Below are 21,963 nucleotides of genomic sequence, written 5' to 3' on the forward strand. Positions count from 1 at the left end.
TAAAAGAGGACTGTCAGATAAAAAGCAGTATTATGCATTGTATATTAATTTATTGTTGTTTTTTTGGTAGATTTTATAGAAAAACAAATTATTAACGACCGTTATTTAATTTTTATTATTATCCGGTATTAAAAAAACACAAATGAGCTTTTATAAGACTGCACGATGCTATCTGCTTCTGATCTGGCTTGGCAGGATATTGAATTTTCGTTTAAATGCTGATGAAAAATGTCTCGGATTTTTATAGCCGATACGATCAGAAATTTCACTGATATTCAGATCACTGTCGAGAAGCATTTTTTTAGCCTGCTCCATTTTGAGATCATTCCAGAATCCGAAAACGGTAGTCCCAAAAAGCTCTTTGAATCCTTTCTTTAAAGTAAATTCGTTGGTTCCTACCAGATGGGCAAGATCATTCAGAGAACTATCTGCATTCAGGTTTTTTACAATATAATCCCTCACCGCATACATTTTCTCTATATCTTTTTTCTGAAGAGAAGAAGATGAGGATTCACTGTCAAAAAACTGTTCAAGCTGCAACAGAAGAAGTTCATTTACCTTAGCTTCAAGATAAATTCGTTTGAAAGTCCCTTTTCTGTTGCAAAGAATGATGTCGTTCAGAATCTGATACATATCATGGGTAATGCGGCTATGCTCAGTCTGAATGAGAGATGAATTCTGCTTGTCAATCGAATTTCTGAATATTTCAAACAGTCCTGAATACTCAGGTAGAAATTTTTTAAAGAACTCAGGAGCAAGATTGATTTCGAATACATACATTTCCGGACCTTCGAATTCCATCCTGCCTTCCATATGATGAGCATAAATAATATTGTGCTGGTAGTTATCAAACACTATTGTTTTTTGAAAGTTACCCGAAATGGCTTTGCTTTTTCCTTTCAGGGTAAAATGCATTTCTACCGAATCAAAATCACTCTCAAGGTACAATTGAAGCGGTTTATTCAATACAATATTTCCAAAACTGATGTGGACATGGGTAAAGCTTATTTCGTGATAAAAACCATTTCCATAAGGAGGAGTCAGCTGGGTAATGCATTCCTGGATGCCTCCATCATCTAAGAAATAAGAGGAAGGATAATCCCGCTCCATAAGCATGTTTCCAAAGTTTTCATCATATAGCCGTACTGTCATTTCCTTTTGTTGTTAGAATTTCCTTTTTACGGACTTTTTATTCCGTTTTACAGACCCTTTCTGTTGAATGTTTAGACTAAGTTTGCACAAAGATAATAATTATTTAGAATCGTTCTTAATAATTAAATTACTTTTAAATAAAAGAAAGAAATAATGAAACGATGTGCATCTTATACAAATTAATTATTAAAAATTATGAAATATTCAGGTAAAATAAACTGGTCTTTTGCAGCTGCAATAGCAGTGTCAATATGTTGGATTATTGGTGATATTTACGTTGCCGGATTTGATCCGGATCCATCAGATTATCCTTTGTTTTCAAAGACCTATGCAGATCAGGTGAATGTAGAATTTGCAACTTTAATGCTGGAAGGTTCCACTCCAAGGCTGATGTTTGGTGCTTTGATTGGTGCTCTTACCGGGCCTTTACTGCTTCCTGCCACTTGGCTGGTATATCAGTTTTTCAAAGACACTCAAAAATGGTATGCAGTCTTTGTGTATTGGATCCTACTGGCAGGGGCGGTTTTATCACCTTTAGGACATGCCGGATTTTTCTATGTGGGGGAGATTTATAAAGCAGTTTATCATACAGACTCTGCCTCTCACCCTTATCTTCTGGAGACGGGAAGAGGTTTTATGAAAATGCTTAACATTGCCTGGGGAACAGCTATTGGTGTACTGGCAGTCGGATGGATTTCCTTTGCTGTTTGTATTCTTTTCAATAAAACCCTTTTGCCGGGGTGGATGGCTCTGCTGACACCATTTGCGCTTACTTTGTTTATCATCCCTATAAAAAATCTTTTACCGCTTCCTTTTTCAGGATGGGTAGGAGGTGCCATATTCAATATTGCCTATCTGACATTTTTCAGTTCACTGCTTTTCTTTTTCAGAAAGAAATTGCTGAACAGGATTTAGCTATAAAAAATATGACCATGATCTTAACTTGAAATAAATGGAGAGGAAAGCCTTTAAATCTTAGAATTTAAAGGCTTCTTTATATTAAAACTATCTTTTTGGGAATATTGTTCGGAATATTAATCTTATATTGGCTGGGAATTAAGCGGAAGAATATGGAAAATCTGAGGATCTGGATAAGAAAAAATGCTTCTACGGCAGTACTTACCGTATTGTTTATTATCGTTTTGGTGAATAAGGATGCAAAGGCATGGCTGATGAGGCAGGTGGCTTCCACCGGAATTCTCAATTCCAGCATATCAGAACCACAAAAAAACCAGAATAATGCTGCCAAAGTTTCCTATGCCGGGCTGATGCTGAAAAATGAAGAAGGAAAAATTGTAGATACTTCTGCTTTACAGAATAAAGTGGTCTTTATTAACTTCTGGGCATCATGGTGCCCTCCCTGCAGGGCTGAATTTCCATCTGTGCAGAAGCTGTATGATCAGTATAAAAATAATCCGGATATGGTATTTCTTACAGTAAATCTGGATGATAATGTCAGTCTGGGAAAATCTTATTTAAAAGAGAAAGGCTTTACGGTTCCTTTTCTTACACCGGCTGGAAATATTCCTGATATATTGTATAGCGGCTCTCTGCCTACAACAGTAGTACTGGACAAGAAAGGAGAAATCCGCATGCAGCATATAGGAGTGGCAGATTATAGCAAAGATTCCTTTTATAAGCAGATTGATGAACTGTTGAGAGAAAAGCCATAATTTTTAATAATGATGATTCCTTTTATCGTGCCAGCTCTTACCGCAATAGAAAATAAAATCCTTAAAGAAAAAAGCGCCGTGCAGAATTTTCCAAAGGTTATAGTATTTCCTTTCTCTGAAAGCTATAAAACGCTGGTTACTCAAATAAAAACAACAGAAATCTCTTCTGAGACCATTCTGTACAATTCAGTGGATGCAGTCAATGAAAATAAAGAATTTAACTTGCCGGAGTACTGGTGTTTTGCTGGCAACGGACAAGGTGACCGATGGTTTCTGGACAGGGATCAGAAGGTTTTTTTCTATGATCATGATGATGACGGGAAGCTGAAGCCGATGCATATTAATTTTGAAGAATGGCTGCAAATGGCAATCATTATCCGTCAGTTGGATCAATGTTTTGATCAATATGACCATATCACTGAGCCGGTTCGTCTGGAGTTCTATAAAACCCTGAATACGATTCATCCCACATTAAGTGATGTGTATCCGTTTACATTGTAACGCTGGTTTTATCAGCAATGAATGTAAATGTCTAAGTGAAAAAAGAATACTTTTACCATAAGAAACAGAATATGCTGCATCAGCTAAGAACCCATATTGAAAAAATAATTCCTCTTAATGATGATGAATTTGAATTCATATCATCCTGCTTTACTTATAAAAAATATAAGAAACATCAGTTTCTGGTACAGGAAGGGGAAACGGTTCCCTATAATTATTTTGTCCTGAAAGGCTTGCTGAAGCTGGTTTATTCTGACGAAACCGGAAAAGAACATATTGTTGGATTTGCCATGGAAGACTGGTGGGAAACAGATTTTCCCGCTTATTATCAGCAAACGGCAGCAACAATGTCTCTGGAATGTATTGAAGATACGGAAGTACTGTGTATTAAGCTGGACGATTACAGAAAACTTTGCGCTCAACTTCCAAAGCTGGAGCATTTCTTCCTTGAAAAAGCATATATGGGATTTATTACGGCTCAACAGCGTACCATTTCCATGATGACAACAGGAATAAAAGAACGCTATGAGCAGCTTTTGGAAAAATATCCTTCTCTTGTTCAGCGTGTTCCGAAATCTCTTTTGGCTGCTTATTTAGGGGTGTCCAGAGAAACCTTAAGCCGTCTGCCTCTGTAACGCTGTGATCAAACTCACACTATAATCGTTATCCGTATCACAGGAATTTGCTGTATTTGTTCTGCAATTTTGTACAGTAACAAATAACAAATTCAAGACAATGGAAAAAAAAACGGTTAATCCTTGGAAATGGCAGGATGAAAGAAGCTATTCACAGGCGGTAGAGGTAAAAAATGTGCAAAGTACTTTATATTGCTCGGGACAGGCAGCTATTGACCCCGATGGAACATCCAGTAATAAGGATATGAAATCGCAGCTGGAACAGGCTATTGCCAATCTGGAAGAAGTAATCAGTACTGCAGGATATGAATGTGGCGGTATTGTAAGATTAAATATTTATACAACTTCTACGGAAGAGCTTTGGCCACATTTTCCTATTCTTCAGGAGTGGATTGCCACACATGCAATTCAGCAGGCTGTAACGATGCTTGAAGTGAAAGGTTTGTTTGAAACTTTAAAAGTGGAGCTTGAAGCTACCGTCGTAAAATAAATGATCATTGAACTTAAAAATTAAACCTTCAAAATATAATCTGAAGGTTTTTTCTTACATTTATCTATACCAATTACAATATCCAAAAATCTTATGAATATCCAACTTTTTTCAAAAAATGCTTTAATAGGAGGGGCAACCCAGGGAATCGGTGCCGGAATAGCTGTTGAACTGGCAAAATGCGGTGCTAATGTTACGGTTATGGCCCGTAATGAAGCCAAACTTAAAGACTTTGTTTCATCTCTTCCGGTCATCAATACTGATCAGAAACATGGGTATCTGGTAGCAGATTTTTCAGATTTTGAAAGTTATAAGAAAATTATAGGAAGATTTTTTAATAATCATTCTGTAGATATTCTGGTGAATAATACCAATGGTCCTGAACCTGGTTTAGCACTGGATAAAAATGCCGATGATTATCAGAAAGCATTTGATTTGCTGTTTAAAACTGTTTGCGAAACAACATTATTGGCTTTGCCTCATATGATCCAACAGAAAAAAGGGCGTATCATCAATGTTTCATCACTTTCAGTAAAAGAACCGATTGGAAATCTGGCCTTGTCCAATTCTATCCGTTCAGCAGTAATTGCGTGGGCCAAAACGCTTTCCAACGAAATTGCACAGCATAATATCACGGTAAATAATGTCTTAACAGGATACTTCGATACTGAAAGAATTCAAAAACTGGTAGCTCATGAAGCGCAGCAAAGTGGCAATGCTGAAGAAGAAATAAAAAAGGCGAGGGAAAATAAAATTCCGATGAAAAGATTCGGACAGCCTGAGGAATATGGACATCTCGTGGCTTTTCTGGCTTCTGAATATTCAAATTATCTTACTGGAACAAGTATTCCTTTGGATGGAGGATTGAATAATACCTATTAAAACTTTACCATTTAGGAAATATAAATTCTTTTAAACCGCAAAAGTCACAAAAGTTTTTGAATTTGTTTCTAAGCTTACTATTTTGAGTATTAAAGTACACATAAGTTATTTGAAATCTTTGCTTTACTTCTTCTTATATGAACTTTTTGCAGCATTGTTTTTTAACTTAATTAAACTACGCCAAGACTTTTATGACTTTTGTGGTTTGAGAATAAAATAAGGTAAATGTAATAAACCCTTTGTTTCAGTTGTCATATACATATTGGAAAATATGATATGAAAAACTGGTCTTTTAAAAAATGGAACACCGTACTGGGATGGTTCCTTTTCGCTGTTGCGCTTATTACTTATCTTTCAACGATAGAACATTCTTTGAGTTTCTGGGACTGCGGGGAATATATTTCTTCAGCTGTAAAGCTGGAGGTAACTCATGCCCCGGGAGCCGCTTTATTCCAGATTGTGGGAGCGGCAGCGAGCATCTTTGCATTGGGAAATACTGAAAATTATTCTGTGGTGATCAATGCCATGTCAGCGTTATTCAGTGCATTTACCATTCTGCTGCTGTTCTGGACGATCACCCATTTTTTAAGACGGCTTTTGCATAAAGACTTTGAAGAGATTACAAAACACCAGGAAATTTCTATCCTTTTTGCCGGAGCTATCGGGACCTTATGCTTTACCTTTTCAGATACCTTTTGGTTTTCGGCTGTAGAAGGTGAGGTGTATGCAATGGCTTCGCTGTTTATTGCGTTGCTGGTATGGCTCATTACAAAATGGGAAAACGAATATAAAGCGATTGACAGTGAGAGATGGATCATCCTTATTTTCTTTATCACAGGTCTTTCCGTAGGAGTACATATGATGTGTATGCTGGCTCTTCCGGCAATATGTCTGGTGTATTACGCCCGGAATTATACCTTTTCGTGGAAAAGTTTTATCATCGCCAATCTTGTTACTTTGGGAATTCTTGCCTTCGTGTTCAAGATTATTTTCCCCTTGATTATGACCCTCTTTGGACAGCTTGAAATTTTCTTTGTGAACGGTTTAGGGCTTCCTTTCCATTCAGGGACAATTGCGGCGTTTGTTCTTATGGCCACAATAAGTTATTTCTTAATTAAGTATGCCAGAAAAACAAAAAAGAAGGTATACCAGACTGTGGTTTTATCCCTTGTTTACATGATCATTGGTTTCTCCTGCTGGCTGGTGATTCCGATAAGAGCCAATGCCAATCCGCCGATGAATCTTAATGATCCGGATACGGCTATCGGAATGAGAGATTATTATAACAGGGTTCAATATGGTGACTGGCCTACGATTTACGGGCAGAATTATACCGCTTTTCTCGACAAAAACGGGCTGGAAAAAGAGGAAGACGGAAGTTATAAAAGAGACATCACCGGAGATATTTATGAAAAAGATGAAAAAACCGGAACTTACAGAAAAACCGGAGAAAGATTCAACTATGTTTTTAATAAATCTCACATAAGTTTTATGCCAAGGATGTTCAATGAAGATAAAGAAGTGATGGCTAATTATATCTCTTTGTATGGAGCTCCTGATTTTACCTTCAATTACGATAATGAAGATGTGGCAGACAATCCTGAGGCTAAACGTATTTTTGAAGAACTGAGAGCAAAATATGAAGGAGATTCTATCACTGCAGAAGATTATCTGAAAGTAAAACCTTATGATTTGATTAAGGTACAGCGCCCTTCATTTGCTCAGAATATGGATTATTTTATTTCTTTCCAGAACGGATATTACTTTGTGAGATACCTGATGTGGAATTTTGTTGGAAGACAGAACGATCTTCAGGGACATATGGAAAATACCAACGGGAACTGGATTTCAGGATTTTCTTTTATTGATAATGCTCTGTTGGGTGATCAGGATCATATGCCTGCTCAATTTAAAAATGAAAGTACCGTAAAGTTTTTCTTTTTACCATTGATTCTGGGTTTGATTGGTTTCTTTTTCCAGCTGAACAGAGATTTTGGAAGATTTTATGCCATCCTTTCACTGTTTATTCTGACCAGTGTGGGAATTGTTTTCTATACCGGAGTAAAACCGTTTGAAGTGCGGGAAAGAGACTATGCCATGGTAGGTTCATTCTATGCCTTTGCCGTGTGGATCGGCCTGGGAGCCGGAGCCATCCTTTGGCTGATCCAGTCTAAGATTAAATCCAATGCAGCCAACATTATACTGGGAGCTGTATTGCTGGGAATCCCTTTTATGATGGGATTTCAGAATTATACTTCCCATGACAGAAGCAAAAAAACGGCAGCCCGCGATTATGCCTATTCATTTTTACGGTCATTGCCTAAAGATGATATCATTTTTATTTATGGTGATAATGATACTTTTCCGGTGTGGGCTATTCAGGAAACAGAAAGATTCAGGGATGATGTGAAAACAGTCAACTTTACCCTTTTGGCCACTCCCTGGAATATTGATCAGGTGAAAAGAAGAACCTACAATGCCATGGGAATTCCGGGTGAGCTGACCCATGAAGAATATAGAGACGGTGTCAATGATCAGGTGTATCTGATGAAAAAAGAAGATTGGGAAGGACTTTTCCAGATGCTGAAAGAGCAGGGAGCGCCGGACACGGCTTTCCAGGAGTTCAGAAAATACCTGACTCAGGATTCAATGACCCTGAAGGATGCTATAAAATTCCTGAAATTACAATCGTCCGAAAAAGATGAATTGCTGAAAATGTACTTCGGCGAACAACAATATGAAAAATACAATATTATTCCTGTCAGTAAATTTATTCTTCCTGTCAACAAAGAAAATGCCGTAAAAGCAGGAATTATTAAGCAGTCCGATCTTCCGGGTACTGTGGATCACATTATGATCAATTATGAAGCAAATACCCTTTATAAAAGCAATCTGATGATGCTGGATATGCTGGCCAATTTCGACTGGAAGCGCCCGATCAGTTTCTCTTCAGGCGGAATGTATGAAAGCGAAAATATTTTTTATCTGGATGAATATCTGCAGTTTGACGGTTTCAGCTACAGACTGGTTCCCATTCATACGCCTCAGGGGCCTGATGGAGACAAAGGAAGGGTAGATGCCCAATCTCTTTATCAGGTGGTGAAAAATTTCAGATGGGGAAATTTTAAAGATCTGAGTATTTATTATGATGAAACAGCTACGTCAAATATTTTGGGCTACAGAATGTCGGTGAGCAGAGCTGTATCTGCACTTGTGGCAAGCGGGCAGAAAGCGAAAGCACTCGAGTTACTGGAACTTGCAGCAAAAGAAATTCCTGCTGAAAAATACAACGATCCACGTTCACTGAGCGTCATGGTTACCGGATATATTGTTGCAGGGCAGGAGCAAAAGGGACTTCAGCTGGCAGAAAATCTTAAAAAAGGAATATTTGAAGAATACGATTATTATCAAAGTCTTACTCCTTCATTTAAAGCAATGGCAAAAAGACAGATGAGGTCCAAACCGATGGAATACGCATTGGTGGTTTCCGCTGTTACTGAAGGCTACAAAAAGCTTGGGCAAAATGAAAAAGCACATGCATATCTTTTAAAAGCAATGGAGCCTATTGATAAAAAATTCAATGTCTTTATAAAAGGGCTTCAGCAGATGGACAAAGAAAGAGCAGGGAAAGAAGCTGAAAATATACGCCAGATCGCTCCCTTTTATCAGTATTTATTCAATGTTATGGAACCTTTTGATTCCACCTATTCCAGAAAAAAAGAAATTGAGATTACCAATGCGATGATAAAAGTGACACAGTAATAATCAGTGATAAAGCCTTTAAGCATAATGTTTAAAGGCTTTTATTTAATTCATGGTGTCCAATTTAATCTGTAAAATTCTGAATGGCTTTATTGCTCTTCCTTAAATCAGAAGGTCTGGATTGGGTAAACTCATGGAAGGTGTCGCTAAAGGCACTTATTGAGCTGTATCCAACATCATCCGCTATTTCATTGATAGGTTTATCGGTATTTAAAAGCAGTTCAATGGCTTTAATGATTCTTAATGTTTTCAGGTACTGCAGAAAAGAAATGTCCATATCCGCTTTGAACAGGCGGGACAAAGAGCGTTCACTCAAACCAAATTTACTGCTTACATTAGCCAGAGTCAGTTTTTCCCCGATATTCCATTCCAGATAAGATACAATCCGCATCATTTGTTTATTATGGGTGGCGGGAAGAATAATAGGCAAGGGCTGTTGATGGGTTTTAGGAAGGATCTTTTTTAATGCTACCAGAAATTCAAAGTTTTCATCTTTTGCAGTTACATGCTTTTCATCCCATATTTCAGAATATTTGATCATCTGAATCAGCAGTTCGGATGCAGGGTATATTCCTAATCTGTTATAGAAAGGATCTGAAAAATCATCGTGGGCATAAAAATAAAGGGAACGCAGGACTGTGGCTGTATGTCCGATCTCTAAAATATGTTCCATTCCCTGCGGAATCCAGAAAAAGTGTCTTGCCGGTACCACATAGGTCCTGTTATCAATCGTAATATAGGCGATGCCGCCTTCCACATAACTCAGCTGTCCTTTTGTATGCTTGTGAAAAGGAATCAGTTTTTCAGATTTTTCGTGCATGACAAATACACTTTTATCATCTTTATCAATGTCCGGAAGCGCAGCAATTAATCCCATAAAAAATTTAAAATCCCAATAAGAATACAAATATAATCATTTGGCCGGAATCATGTAAAAGTTGACTATTTTAGATAAATAAAATTTCCGGATTGCCAATAAATTTGCAGTGCAATAATTCAAAAATTCAAATGAAAATTTATGTCGCCGGGTTGCTGATGTTTGGAGTTTTCTCCATCGTATCAGCGCAAACCGGCAGTCCAGCAAAGGATACCATACGACTCTCCCTGAAGGAAGCATGGCAGAAAGCGGAGGAAAACAGCCGCCATATCAGAATCAATACCATTAATGTAGACATTGCCGAAGCCGAAGTAAAAGATGCAAAAAGAGAGCGCCTCCCGGAAATAGAAGTTAAAGGCTCTGCTGAAAAAGCTTCCAACATTCCTATCTATGAAAACGGAATCTTTTCCAAACCAACCCAGCATGAAGTTATCCATACGCTTTACAGAGCCGGAGCAGATTTTTATCTGAATATTTATAACGGAAACAAACTGAATCTTAAGATTAAGGAAAATCAAATGCTTCAGAAAATTAAGGATATCCGGAAAGAACAGTCCGTTTCAGATATTCACTACAAAACAGCATCACTTTATCTGGAATTACAGAAAACCTTAATCTTCAGAGATCTTATCAAGCAGGATATTGCTGATCAGAAAACACAATTAAAAGAAATACAGACTCTTTATAAAAACGGAGTGGTTTTAAAAAGTGATGTTTTAAGGATTGAACTTGAACTTTCAAAACGGAAAATGGCACTGGTGACCATAGAAAATGATATCCTCGTCGCCATGCAGAAACTGAATATCATTCTTGGAATTCCGGATGAACAGGTTGTTATTCCTGAAGCACCGTTTAATCAGTGGAATGAGAATACAACGTACAACGAATACCTGAAACTGGCATTGGATCATTCTTTTGATTACCACGTTTCTGAGCAGCAGACAGCGCTGAGTATCATCAAACTGAAACAGGTAAAAGCGAATGTAAGGCCTAAAATAGGGATGTATGGCGAATTTTATTATGCCAATCCACAGATTTTTCTTTATCCGTACAATCCGTATTGGTATTCATTGGGGATTGTGGGAATTAAAGCTTCATTTTCCATCTCTTCCCTTTACCACAATACCCATAAGGTAAAGGCAGCCCAGCTGGAGTTTGAAAAAGAAGAGGAAGTGCACAGGGATACTGAAGATAAAGTAAGACAGCAGGTAAAAGAAGCTTATCTGCGTTACCAGGAAGCTTTGGAACAGATAAAAGTGGCAGAAGCCAATGTCGCTCAGGCAAAGGAAAATGCACGTATTATCAAAAATACTTACTTCAGCCAGACTTCCCTTATTACAGAACTGCTGGATGCAGATATACAGCTGCTTCAGACAAAATTTGAACTGGAAGCGGCTAAAATTATGGCACAGAACAATTATTATTTATTACAAAATATTACAGGCGTTTTATAAAACAATGAAAAAAAAATACACTCCCACCGATAGAATGATCACGAAGATCACAGGATGGATTTCAGTTGTAATCGTTGCTGCACTTGCAGTGTGGGGCGGGTTTACCCTAAAAAATTATTATGCCTATGAGCAGACCAATGATGCGCAGGTTCAGGAATATGTAAATCCTATTATTTCAAGAGCCGGAGGATTTATTGTTGCCGTAAAATTTGAGGAAAATCAGGAAGTAAAAAAGGGCGATACTCTTTTAATCATTGATAACCGTGAATATGTCCTTCAGGAAAAGCAGACTCAGGCAGCCCTTCAGAAAGCCCGTGCCCAACTGAGAGTATTGGAAAGTACTACAGGAACTACAGAAAAGGAAGCTGCCGCAGCGATGGCCAAGGTGGATGCCAATAAAGCAAAAGTCTGGAAACAGCAGCTTGATTATAACAGGTATAAAAAACTGTATGATGAAGAATCTGCTACCAGACAGCGACTTGAAGATGTGAAAGCAACACTTGATGTCAACGAAAGTGATTATAAATCTTCACAGGATAATTATGCAGCTTCTGTATCCAAGATTAATGATATACGGGCAGAAAAAGCCGTGGTTTTGGCAGAAATTGCAAGACTGGAAGCATTGCTGGACCGTCACAAATTGGATGTAAGTTATACAGCTGTCACTGCTGCTTATGATGGAAGAATGGGACGACGAACCGTAGAAGTAGGCCAGATGATTGATGCCGGAGAAACGCTGGCATTCATTGTCAATAATGAAACTGATAAATGGGTAGTGGCTAATTATAAAGAAACCCAGATCAGGGATATGCATATCGGCGATCATGTGAAAATTGTGGCGGATTCTTATCCCGACAGAGAATTTAAAGGAACCATTATTTCACTTTCTCCTGCAACAGGCTCAAGCTTCTCATTGCTTCCACCGGATAACTCCACCGGGAATTATGTCAAGATTGTACAGCGTATTCCTGTGAGAATAAGACTGGATGGGCAAAGAAGAGAAATTAATATTCTGAAGGTGGGAATGAACGTGAATGTATACGCTAATAAAAAGCATTCCAATGGCTAAAAGACAAATGCCTTATTTCAAAAAATGGGCTCCGGAATGGTTGGTGAAGATTATTCTTTTTTCAATGACACTTCCGGGGATCATTATCTTTTTTCTGCCATTGTCTAATGTGAATGCTGCAGCCGGATATTATGGATGTGAACCAGCGGATATTCAGTTTTCAGTAGCCTTGTTTTATGCCGGATATGTAGGGTTTTATAGTCTGGAAAGAAGGTTTTTCAGTTTTCTAGCCGCAAAAGAATATTTTCTTCTTTTTACCACACTGCAAATTCTGGCCTGCCTGGTATGCTATTCTACCCGTGAAATTTATATTCTGTTTCCGGTGCGTTTTATGCAGGGAATGTTGTTTGCCGGGAATGTAAACCTTTCACTAACCCTTATTTTCACCCGGCTGAGTAGTGAAAGAGCAAGGGAGATTAGCTTTTCAGTGTTTTTCGGGATCTTAATTTGTGCTTTACCATTTAATAACCTTATAACCGCCGACCTCATAGATTCGTATAATTTTAATATCGTCTATAAAACAGCCATATTCTCATATCTTCCGGGACTTATTTTCCTCACTCTGGCAATGAGCAACTACAGAACCCATGCAAGATTTCATCTCTATAAACTCGACTGGCAGAGTTTTGGACTGTTCAGTATGATGCTGGTGCTCATAGGATATATAAGCATTTTCGGGCAGGAATATTATTGGCTGGAAGATAGCCGGATTTTAGGAAGTGTCATCGGAATTATTGCTTTAGCAGGAATATCCATATTCCGTCAGCAAGCCATTAAAAGGCCTTATATTGATCTGCGTGTTTTCAGATACCGGAATTTTAAAGTAGGTCTGCTGATTCTTTTTGTGATGTATATCTGCAGGTTTGCTTCAGGAATTGTCAATAATTATTTTGCATCGGAGCTGCATCTGGACCCATTCCATATATCCTATATTAATATTTTCAATCTTGCAGGATTGGTTATGGGAGTCATTATTGCCTGCTGTATGGTTTTGCAGAAAAAAAATATACGGTATATCTGGGGTCCGGGTTTTTTAATGCTGCTCATTTTTCATGCGGTCATGTATTATTCTTTTGATGTTCAGGCTGATGAGTTTAATTACTACATCCCATTATTTATTCAGGGATTGGGTGTGGGATTGATTATGGTTCCGACGATTATCTTTATTATTTCGTCAGTTCCTGCAGCCATTGGCCCTTCCGCTGCGGCAACAGCCTTAGCAATACGGTATCTCGGATTTTGTATCAGTATTGCCCTGATCAATTTTTTTGAACTGTTTGAGAAAAGCCGTCATTATAATGCCTTTCAGGATCATTTAAGTGCTGTCGATCCGGAAGTTAAAAGCTTTCTCCATCAGCAGACTACTAAGCTTATCGCTCGCGGAATGCCGGAAGATAAGGCTGTTAAAGCTGCCAATAAGCTGTTGATTGGCAGGATGAATGTTCAGGATCATGTCCGTTTTGCGATGGATTATTATGAAATGATGGTATGGCTTCTTGCAGCCTCACTGTTATTGATTTTCCTTTTCCCATATCTTAACCGCACTGCTCTTTATTTAAAATCACGCAGATTATCTCCTGCGTAAAGAGAACTTTAATGTTAATCATCGAAAAAGTATAGCTTGTCAGCTAATTTTATAGTAGAGTGCTGAGACTGTCTGATAAGGCAGTCTCTTTTATTTTGATAAAGAATAGCAATTACTTCTGGCCGGAATTGTATGTTTTTTGTCATTGCAGACAAAATCCATTCTCTCTACATTTGTACTCATACAGAACGAGATATGAAGAAAGAAAGGCGGAAAACAGGAATGAAAAATATAGTGCTTTTAGCATTGCCGGAGGTACAGCTGCTTGATATTGCCGGACCATGGGATGTTTTTACATCAGCAAACCGTTTTTTAAATGATAAACAGGATTCCGGTTATCATGTGTATCTGGTATCCGGAACTTCAGAAAAAATAATATATTCAGGTTCAGGAATGCCTTTATCATGCAGCCATACTATTTATGATATTGATTTTCCTGTAGACACTTTACTGGTGGCAGGTACCACGTTGAATGTGCTGGATGAGGTCAATCCGGATATTTATCATTACCTTCAAAATATAGCTCCCGACGTGAGACGAATGGGATCTGTCTGTGTAGGGGCGTTCATCCTTGCCAAAGCGGGTCTGCTGGATGGCAAACAGGTAACTACTCATTGGAAGTTCGCAGATACTTTACAGAAATCTTATCCAAAATTGGATGTGAATATTAATCCTTTTTTTATCCGTGACAGGCCAATTTATACTTCAGGAGGTGTTTCTTCAGGGATGGATCTTGCATTGGCTCTATTGGAAGAAGACTTTGGAAAACCTTTGGCGGCCGAAGTTGCCCGTCATCTCGTCCTGTATCTAAAAAGATCCGGAGCACAGTCTCAGTTTGGAAATGCATTGCCGGAATATGAAATAATGTCTCCTTTTACAAAACAAATCCGTGATTTATTGAAAGATAAGCTTGGAGAAGCTATTACGGTGGAGTATATGGCAGAGTTCCTGAACATGAGTGTCCGTAACTTTTCCAGGGTATTTGTAAAAGAGTCAGGAATGACTCCCGGCAGATTTCTCGAAAAAATGAGGCTGGATCAGGCTAAAAATATGCTGGAATATACTGATATGAGCATCGATATGATAGCTGATAAATGTGGATTTAGTAATGCTGTTTCTCTCAGCCGCTTATTTCTTAAAAACATTTCCCTCTCTCCGGCACAGTACAGGAAGTCATTCAAGACTACAGAATAATAGCTTTTTCTTATTGATTTTACATAAAACTGGCAATCATCAATTGTCAGCAGAGAAGACTTGTGCCATGATCTGAAAATAATAATCTTAAATAATAAAATTATGAATCACGTACAAAACAGCAAGACAATGAATGTAGCATTTTTAATCTATGATCAGGTGGAAGCCCTTGATTTAAATGGTCCTTTAGATGTTTTTGTTAAAGCGAATGTCCTGCAGCCCGGAAGCTACAATTGCTTTACAGTTGGGAAAACAAAAGATCCGGTATATATGGAGGCGAACACAATGGCTCTTATTCCTACCTACGATATCCATACATGTCCTCAGCCGGATATGATTGTCGTTCCGGGAGCAAATCCTGAATACATTATGAAATATATTCAGGACAGGGATTTTCGGGAAACTGTCCTGAAATGGGTTGAAAATCATTATGATGCAGGAACAGTTGTATTTACGGTATGTACCGGAAGTATGCTTCTGTCAGGGACAGAAATGCTTGCTGATTATGATGTTACTACGCATCATATGTTGTTGGATGTCCTTGAACAGCATAATCCGGAAACCAATGTAATCAGGAATGTACGGTATATTGACCAGGGCAGCCTGATAACTACGGCAGGTATCACAGCCGGGATAGATGCCGCTCTTTATCTGGTTGGAAAACACATCGGACAGAAAACGGTGAACACTATTATAGAGATTTTTGAATATCAGAATGCAAAATCTGGAAACTTAGCGTAAAAGAGAATCTGTTGATTTGCAAATTTCGCCGATCAGAGATCGGCGAAATTTATATTTTAGATTGAAGGTCTATTGACGAAAACTGAGTACTTTAATACAAAGAGGAATGAAACCAATTGAAATCGCAATATAAACAGCAACCCGAATATAGTTAAGGGTTTTCCAAAGTGAAATTCTGGTTATGATTTCCTGTGAAACGGAAGTGGCGGATGCCAAGTTCTGAAACTGTATAATGTTTGGAGCAAAAAAAGCTAATGTCCAGGCTCTTACAGCTGCGTGAATAATGAGTAAAATCAAAAGCCAGTTCCTTACCGGATCAATTTTCCAGCAAAAAGCAATCGCAAGGATAAAGGTTATTTCATGCAAAGAGTGAAGGATGATCCAGAAAAACTTCAGGCTTACTCCATTTCCGTCCTGAAGCAGCTTCAATGTATCGGGTGGGAAAGAAGCCCATTTGGGTACAAAGAGCAGGGTTTCGAAAATCTGTGCCCCGTTCATAAGAAAATAAAGTAATGTTGTAATGCAAAGCCAGATTTCTGCGCGGGTTATATAAGTAGCAGTTAAACTTTCCATGGTCGTGTATTGATTTATGGGTTATTTAAATGATCTGTTGTTTCTTTCATAAGAAGGGTAGCTTCCCTGAAATAACGTTCAATAGTTTCTATTTCCTTTTTAGAAAAAGTGGAAACGAGTTTCATGGTTTTTTGCTGCAGCTCTTCAAAAATAGGACCGAGTAATTTCATGCTCTTTTCTGTATTCGGGATGATCATTACTTTTCTGCGGTCTTCTTTGATGAACTGTCTTTTAAGAAGTTCTTTTTTTTCCAGACGGTCAATTAAACCTGTAACAGCGCCGGTTGTAAGACCTGTCAGCTTAGATATTTCACCCGCTGTTATGGATTCGTATTGCAGAATAAGCCCCAGATATTTATGATCTGTGCTGGAAAGCCCTGCTTTTCTGGCAATAGCCTCGTGCATAAAGATTGAGGCGTCAGAATAGGCTCTGCTGGCTTCACGGAAATTTTGTATATTACTTTTAGTCATTAATTAAATTATTTTATAATTATCTTAGTTGCTAAGATATTATTGTTTTTTGATTTATCAAAATAAATTTTTTGCTAAAAAAATGATATTATCCGTCAGCTACTATTATTGCTGGGAATTTGAATTTAAAAAAGATAACAGCGTAATTAATTTATAAACAGGTGTTTGACTTTTTTGATGCAAATTTTATAATAAAAAAGCTTTGAAAAATTTGGATTTAAAGAGGGTTTTCCTATCTTTGCAGTCCCTTAAACAAAGGGATTTACTTGAAAAAGTAAGTGGCCGACTCGGTAGCTCAGCTGGTAGAGCAATACACTTTTAATGTATGGGTCCTGGGTTCGAATCCCAGCCGGGTCACAATATTAAAGATGCAAAAAATAAAGCATCAGAAAAACACAAAAAAAACCTGCAAATTATTTTTGCAGGTTTTTTATTTATAGTGTTTGCTATAATGTTTCAAATGGCCGGTTATTATAAATTTGAATTAACGACCAGTTTGATTGTTCTCATTCTATTGCCATTGAAATCAGCAATATCTTTACTCTTCATTTTTGGGTTTAAAATTTCTCCCTACTCCCTGACGGAGAAATGTAATTTTTCCTTGTACTTTTTTTGCTTTTTCAAGGACCTCCAATGCTTTTGTTCTTTCGTTAACTTTGCCAGCATGTGTTATATTGTCCTGACGTTCATTTTTTTTCATGTATCAATATAGTGAATTTATTTGACAAAAACAAATTATTGATAATAAGGATGTTTCAAATTTTAAGAAAATAAATTGATTTACTGATCGGACCACGAGTAACAAAGGATTTACTGCAGTTCTTATTTTTTTCTTGAAGCCTTTTGATTCATTTTTAAGATTTATAGTAAGAACCTGCTCAGATATGTGAAATTTTTGTGTCTGATATTGTAAAAGTTAGCGGAAGCACAGACATAATATGTCCGGGAAGTATTGTAAATAAAGAAAAAGTTTCTATCTTTGCAATCCCTTACAGAAAGGGATTTACTTGAAAAAGTAAGGGCCGACTCGGTAGCTCAGCTGGTAGAGCAATACACTTTTAATGTATGGGTCCTGGGTTCGAATCCCAGCCGGGTCACTTATGAGGACAAATCATTTTATGAATGGTTTGTCCTTTTTAGTTTTCGTTATTTGTTGTCTGCCAAATGTATGTTGCAATCCGAAGCTATTCAACGATATTTTAATAATAAAAGCATCCAGAACGAACAGTATACAACCGATATAAATAGCAACTTTTGTTTTTATATCGGTTGTATATTGTAATGCTATTGTGGTCCAATACCTATTTTTTTACATTGCCGGATCTTCCCTGCGTATTGTGCGCACTGTCTGAAACTGCTGCATTGATATTGCCTGTGCCGTTACCCGTATTATTATTGCTCGTTTTTCTTCCTCCAACGTGATTTTTTGTATTAATACTATCATTACCCGTTGTAATGTCTTGAGTATCCCTGACCGCAGATGCTGCTGTATCAGAATAATTTCTTTGCGTGTTGACTGAATCGGTAACGGGGGTACTACTTGTTGTGTCCTTCTTTTTACAGGCCAGAATCATAAAACTGGCTGCTGCTATTGATAAAACTAATGTTTTCATAGGATTTTGTTTTATGTATAGAGTGAAGCCAAATTTCGGTATTTAACCCTGACAGTGATATGAGCAGAATCATAATGGAGATTTAAAGTTGTATTACTGAACTAATGTCGTTTTTTATTGCCGTTAAATGCTGGTCAAAATGTAAAAAGTTAAAATAAAAACAAAAAATAGTTTATTTGTAAACTTATATAAGTATATTTGTGTACTAATTTGTTTGATATGAATTTTGAACTTATAAAATCAGTGGTGGAACTCGTTCAGCAATTTATAGAACAAAATGAAGGTAAGGCTCTATATAGCAATGATCTTCATGGTTTTACAGAATGGATTAATGCTGCCCATCAGCAGGACTTTGAAAATCCTGACTGGATAGGGAAGGATTCAGGAAGAAGCTCAGACAGTATTATAAATACTTTGCTGATCAGAATGAACAGATATGCAAAGTCTTATTCCAGATCGGCAGTTGGCAGTTCTGTTTTTTCCAGTCAGGATGACTTCATTTATCTTATCAGTTTGAAGAATATGGGAGCAATGCCAAAAATGCAATTGATAAAACATAATGTACATGAGAAATCTGCAGGTATACTTATTATTAACCGGCTGCTCCATAATGGCTGGATTGAACAGGCGGTTTCCTCAAAAGATAAAAGAATAAAAAATATACAGATCACTGAGAAAGGGCTGGCGATACTGGATGAACATATGGAGGAAATCCGCAGGGCTTCCAGGGCTGTTGTAGGAAATCTTACCCATGCTGAACAAATGCTCCTCATTGCAGTACTTTCCAAATTGGATGAATTTCATGATTCTTTTTACCGTATGAATCTGGAAACAAGAGATCTGCTGAACACCGTATATAAAAAGTTAAACTGATTGCGTAGTGAAAATGTCTTTAAACAACTGTTAAAAAAATGACGATGAGTACTGAAAAATCAAGAAAAAGAATAGCGGTAATAGGTTCAGGGTTCTCCGGGCTCTCTGCGGCTGCTTATGCGGCAAAGGCCGGAAATGAAGTGCATGTTTTTGAAAAACATAATCAGCCGGGAGGACGTGCAAGGCAATTTAAAACGGAAGAAGGCTATGTGTTTGATATGGGGCCGAGCTGGTATTGGATGCCTGATATTATCGAAGGTTTTTTCAGTGATTTCAACTGTAAAGCAGCTGATTATTTTAAACTGGTATCCTTAGATCCTCAGTTTGAAATGGTTTTTTCAGAAGAAAAGATTTCAGTTCCTGAAAAAAATGAAGACATCCGTGAGTTATTTGAAAATACAGAGGCCGGATCGGGTAAAAAGTATGATCAATTTATGCAGTCTGCCCGGTTTAAATACGAGGTCGGCATGAAAGACTTTGTGACAAAGCCCTGTTACAGCTGGCTGGAATTTGCTTCATTAAAAATAGTGAGCAGTGCATTGAAGCTTGATCTTTTAAGTAATTTCAGGAAATACGTTTCAGGATATTTTTCTGACCCGAAACTCAGATCTCTGATGGAATTTCCGGTGATATTTCTGGGTGCTTCGCCCCGTGATATTCCGGCACTTTACAGCCTTATGAATTATGGAGGATATGTTTTGGGAACAAAATACCCTATGGGAGGTTTTTATCAGCTTGTTATGGCGATGAAGGACGTAGCGGAAAAGCAGGGAGTGACTTTTCATTTTAATCAGGATGTTCAGAAGCTGAATACAGAAAACGGAAAAGTAGTGTCATTAACGGCTGGGGATAAAGACTACGAATTTGATGCAGTTATTGCCTCATCAGATTACCATCATACGGAAACACTAATTCCTAAATCTCTGAGGAACTATAATGATGCCTACTGGAAGACCAAAACCTTTGCTCCTTCATGCCTGATCTATTACCTCGGAATCAAAGGGAAAATCTCTGATTTAAAACACCATACCTTGTTCTTTGAAAATGAGCTTGATAATCATATAGACTGTATTTATGTCAATAAAAAATGGCCTTCGAAACCCCTTTTTTATGCGTGCTGTCCTTCAAAAACAGATCCCGGTGTAGCTCCGGAAGGCTGTGAAAATCTCTTTTTACTATTGCCTCTGTCGCCAGGAATACACGATGAGGAAGCTGTAAGAGAAAAATACCTCAAGGAAATGCTTGAAAGAATCGAAAAGCATACAGGAGAAAATGATCTTATTTCCAGAATTGAATACAAAAGAAGCTACTGTGTGAGTGACTTTATTTCGGATTATAATGCTTATGAGGGGAATGCTTACGGACTGTCCAATACTTTATCGCAGACTGCTGTCCTGAAACCTAAAATAAGAAACAAAAAGATCAGTAATCTTTTTTATACCGGGCAGTTAACGGTTCCCGGGCCCGGAGTTCCTCCATCCGTTATCTCCGGGAAGATTGTTGCGCAAGAGGTTAATAAACTAAAATAAAATAATATGAAAAAGTTGTTTGATGAATTGTCTTACGAGGTCAGTAAGTGCACCACTCAAAAATACAGTACCAGTTTTTCATTAGGAATATTGGCTCTGAAGCCTTCTATCAGACCTGCCATTTATGCTGTTTATGGGTATGTACGCCTTGCGGATGAAATTGTTGATAGCTTTCATGGATATGATAAAGAAAAGCTGTTGAAAAGATTAAAAGCAGAAACGTACGATGCATTACAGCAGGGAATATCACTCAATCCTATCTTGCATTCGTTTCAGGAAACCGTGCGTCAGTATGATATCAATATTCAATTGATCGATCAGTTCCTGCACAGCATGGAGATGGATCTGCAAAAAATAGATTATAATTCAGATCTCTATAATGAATATATCTACGGCTCTGCTGAAGTAGTGGGACTTATGTGTCTGCAGATATTTACAGGAGGTGATAAGCAGCAATTTGAAAAACTTAAACCATTTGCTATGAAACTGGGTTCCGCTTTTCAAAAGGTTAATTTTTTACGTGATCTGAAAGATGATTACCAGATTTTGGGCAGGACTTATTTTCCATCATTGAATATGTCTGTCTTTGATAATACTGTTAAAGCTCAGATCGAAAAAGAAATTGAAGAAGAATTTAAAGAAGCATTGCAGGGTATCAGGAAACTTCCGGGTTCTTCTAAGTTTGGAGTGTATCTCGCATACAGGTACTATCTGTCATTATTTGAAAAAATAAAGAAAACAAGTTCCCAGCATATTTTGCAGCAAAGAATCAGGATTGCCAATTCGCAGAAATTATTGGTTGCATTTAAAAGTTATATAAGATACAAATCTGCTTATTTCTGATCACTCATTTGTTTGGAAGATGGTTTAGAATTTAATTCAATAAAAAA

21 protein-coding genes and 2 tRNA genes are annotated in these 21,963 nt (G+C 37.6%); 17 read left to right on the forward strand and 6 right to left on the reverse strand.

Going from position 1 to position 21,963, the window contains the following annotated elements; genetic code table 11:
* Positions 1–168: 168 nt before the first annotated feature.
* Positions 169–1,152, reverse strand: coding sequence for a helix-turn-helix transcriptional regulator (locus FFS26_RS03245; RefSeq protein ID WP_137904269.1), 984 nt, complete (start codon positions 1,150–1,152; stop codon positions 169–171).
* A gap of 195 nt (positions 1,153–1,347) precedes the next feature.
* Here FFS26_RS03245 and FFS26_RS03250 point away from each other — a divergent pair, with 195 nt between their 5' ends.
* The 7 genes from FFS26_RS03250 to FFS26_RS03280 all read left to right on the forward strand — a co-directional run bounded on the left by FFS26_RS03250 (position 1,348) and on the right by FFS26_RS03280 (position 9,095).
* The gene (locus tag FFS26_RS03250; protein ID WP_110009691.1) at positions 1,348–2,067 is read left to right on the forward strand and encodes a DUF6796 family protein; all 720 of its coding nucleotides are present in this window, start codon (positions 1,348–1,350) and stop codon (positions 2,065–2,067) included.
* 155 nt (positions 2,068–2,222) lie between these two features.
* Positions 2,223–2,825, forward strand: a complete 603-nt coding sequence (locus tag FFS26_RS03255) for a TlpA family protein disulfide reductase (protein ID WP_137904270.1) — start codon at positions 2,223–2,225, stop codon at positions 2,823–2,825.
* Positions 2,826–2,834: 9 nt separating this feature from the next.
* Entirely contained in the window at positions 2,835–3,326 is a 492-nt protein-coding gene (locus FFS26_RS03260; protein ID WP_110009692.1) for an SMI1/KNR4 family protein, read from the forward strand.
* Positions 3,327–3,397: 71 nt separating this feature from the next.
* Positions 3,398–3,961 carry a Crp/Fnr family transcriptional regulator gene (locus FFS26_RS03265; RefSeq protein WP_110009809.1) on the forward strand — a complete coding sequence of 188 codons (564 nt, stop codon included), beginning with the start codon at positions 3,398–3,400 and terminating at the stop codon, positions 3,959–3,961.
* 100 nt (positions 3,962–4,061) lie between these two features.
* Positions 4,062–4,451: a RidA family protein gene (locus tag FFS26_RS03270; protein ID WP_110009693.1), complete on the forward strand. Its 390-nt coding sequence runs from the start codon at positions 4,062–4,064 to the stop codon at positions 4,449–4,451.
* Positions 4,452–4,544: 93 nt separating this feature from the next.
* Positions 4,545–5,333 carry an SDR family oxidoreductase gene (locus FFS26_RS03275; RefSeq protein WP_137904271.1) on the forward strand — a complete coding sequence of 263 codons (789 nt, stop codon included), beginning with the start codon at positions 4,545–4,547 and terminating at the stop codon, positions 5,331–5,333.
* 276 nt (positions 5,334–5,609) lie between these two features.
* Positions 5,610–9,095, forward strand: coding sequence for a DUF2723 domain-containing protein (locus FFS26_RS03280; RefSeq protein WP_110009695.1), 3,486 nt, complete (start codon positions 5,610–5,612; stop codon positions 9,093–9,095).
* 64 nt (positions 9,096–9,159) lie between these two features.
* Here FFS26_RS03280 and FFS26_RS03285 read toward each other — a convergent pair whose 3' ends face one another.
* The gene (locus tag FFS26_RS03285) at positions 9,160–9,972 is read right to left on the reverse strand and encodes an AraC family transcriptional regulator (RefSeq protein ID WP_110009696.1); all 813 of its coding nucleotides are present in this window, start codon (positions 9,970–9,972) and stop codon (positions 9,160–9,162) included.
* Positions 9,973–10,103: 131 nt separating this feature from the next.
* On the opposite strand from FFS26_RS03285, the gene FFS26_RS03290 reads away from it, so the two are divergent.
* From FFS26_RS03290 to FFS26_RS03310, 5 genes are all read left to right on the forward strand, one after another.
* Entirely contained in the window at positions 10,104–11,426 is a 1,323-nt protein-coding gene (locus FFS26_RS03290; protein WP_137904272.1) for a TolC family protein, read from the forward strand.
* A 4-nt stretch (positions 11,427–11,430) separates the two neighbouring features.
* Entirely contained in the window at positions 11,431–12,495 is a 1,065-nt protein-coding gene (locus FFS26_RS03295; RefSeq protein WP_110009698.1) for an HlyD family secretion protein, read from the forward strand.
* Positions 12,488–14,080 (forward strand): beta-carotene 15,15'-monooxygenase, encoded by a 1,593-nt coding sequence (locus FFS26_RS03300; RefSeq protein ID WP_110009810.1) that lies wholly within the window; start codon positions 12,488–12,490, stop codon positions 14,078–14,080. Before FFS26_RS03295 ends, FFS26_RS03300 begins: the two co-directional genes overlap by 8 nt.
* Positions 14,081–14,275: 195 nt before the next feature.
* Positions 14,276–15,274: a GlxA family transcriptional regulator gene (locus FFS26_RS03305; RefSeq protein ID WP_171006228.1), complete on the forward strand. Its 999-nt coding sequence runs from the start codon at positions 14,276–14,278 to the stop codon at positions 15,272–15,274.
* 102 nt (positions 15,275–15,376) lie between these two features.
* On the forward strand, positions 15,377–16,015 hold the full coding sequence (locus tag FFS26_RS03310) for a DJ-1/PfpI family protein (protein ID WP_137904274.1): 639 nt from the start codon (positions 15,377–15,379) through the stop codon (positions 16,013–16,015).
* 69 nt (positions 16,016–16,084) lie between these two features.
* Here FFS26_RS03310 and FFS26_RS03315 read toward each other — a convergent pair whose 3' ends face one another.
* Both FFS26_RS03315 and FFS26_RS03320 read right to left on the reverse strand, forming a co-directional pair.
* Entirely contained in the window at positions 16,085–16,588 is a 504-nt protein-coding gene (locus FFS26_RS03315; protein ID WP_137904275.1) for a transposase, read from the reverse strand.
* A 14-nt stretch (positions 16,589–16,602) separates the two neighbouring features.
* Positions 16,603–17,058, reverse strand: a complete 456-nt coding sequence (locus FFS26_RS03320; protein WP_110009702.1) for a MarR family winged helix-turn-helix transcriptional regulator — start codon at positions 17,056–17,058, stop codon at positions 16,603–16,605.
* Positions 17,059–17,342: 284 nt separating this feature from the next.
* Between FFS26_RS03320 and FFS26_RS03325 the strand changes: the two genes are divergently transcribed.
* A tRNA-Lys gene (locus tag FFS26_RS03325) sits at positions 17,343–17,415 on the forward strand.
* A gap of 181 nt (positions 17,416–17,596) precedes the next feature.
* On the opposite strand, the gene FFS26_RS22400 is transcribed toward FFS26_RS03325, so the two are convergent.
* Positions 17,597–17,758 (reverse strand): hypothetical protein, encoded by a 162-nt coding sequence (locus tag FFS26_RS22400; protein WP_171006229.1) that lies wholly within the window; start codon positions 17,756–17,758, stop codon positions 17,597–17,599.
* A 324-nt stretch (positions 17,759–18,082) separates the two neighbouring features.
* On the opposite strand from FFS26_RS22400, the gene FFS26_RS03330 reads away from it, so the two are divergent.
* A tRNA-Lys gene (locus tag FFS26_RS03330) sits at positions 18,083–18,155 on the forward strand.
* Between the two features lie 204 nt (positions 18,156–18,359).
* Here FFS26_RS03330 and FFS26_RS03335 read toward each other — a convergent pair.
* Positions 18,360–18,671, reverse strand: coding sequence for a hypothetical protein (locus tag FFS26_RS03335; protein WP_137904276.1), 312 nt, complete (start codon positions 18,669–18,671; stop codon positions 18,360–18,362).
* 219 nt (positions 18,672–18,890) lie between these two features.
* On the opposite strand from FFS26_RS03335, the gene FFS26_RS03340 reads away from it, so the two are divergent.
* Genes FFS26_RS03340 through FFS26_RS03350 form a run of 3 tightly spaced genes read left to right on the forward strand, consistent with a single transcriptional unit; the run spans position 18,891 to position 21,916 of the window.
* On the forward strand, positions 18,891–19,544 hold the full coding sequence (locus FFS26_RS03340) for a MarR family winged helix-turn-helix transcriptional regulator (RefSeq protein ID WP_137904277.1): 654 nt from the start codon (positions 18,891–18,893) through the stop codon (positions 19,542–19,544).
* 44 nt (positions 19,545–19,588) lie between these two features.
* Positions 19,589–21,073 (forward strand): phytoene desaturase family protein, encoded by a 1,485-nt coding sequence (locus tag FFS26_RS03345; RefSeq protein ID WP_137904278.1) that lies wholly within the window; start codon positions 19,589–19,591, stop codon positions 21,071–21,073.
* Between the two features lie 6 nt (positions 21,074–21,079).
* Positions 21,080–21,916 (forward strand): phytoene/squalene synthase family protein, encoded by an 837-nt coding sequence (locus FFS26_RS03350; RefSeq protein ID WP_110009706.1) that lies wholly within the window; start codon positions 21,080–21,082, stop codon positions 21,914–21,916.
* Positions 21,917–21,963: the final 47 nt, after the last annotated feature.

Origin of the sequence: Chryseobacterium sp. 2VB, assembly GCF_005503635.1 — a bacterium.
Classification (GTDB): Bacteria; Bacteroidota; Bacteroidia; order Flavobacteriales; family Weeksellaceae; genus Chryseobacterium; species Chryseobacterium cupriresistens.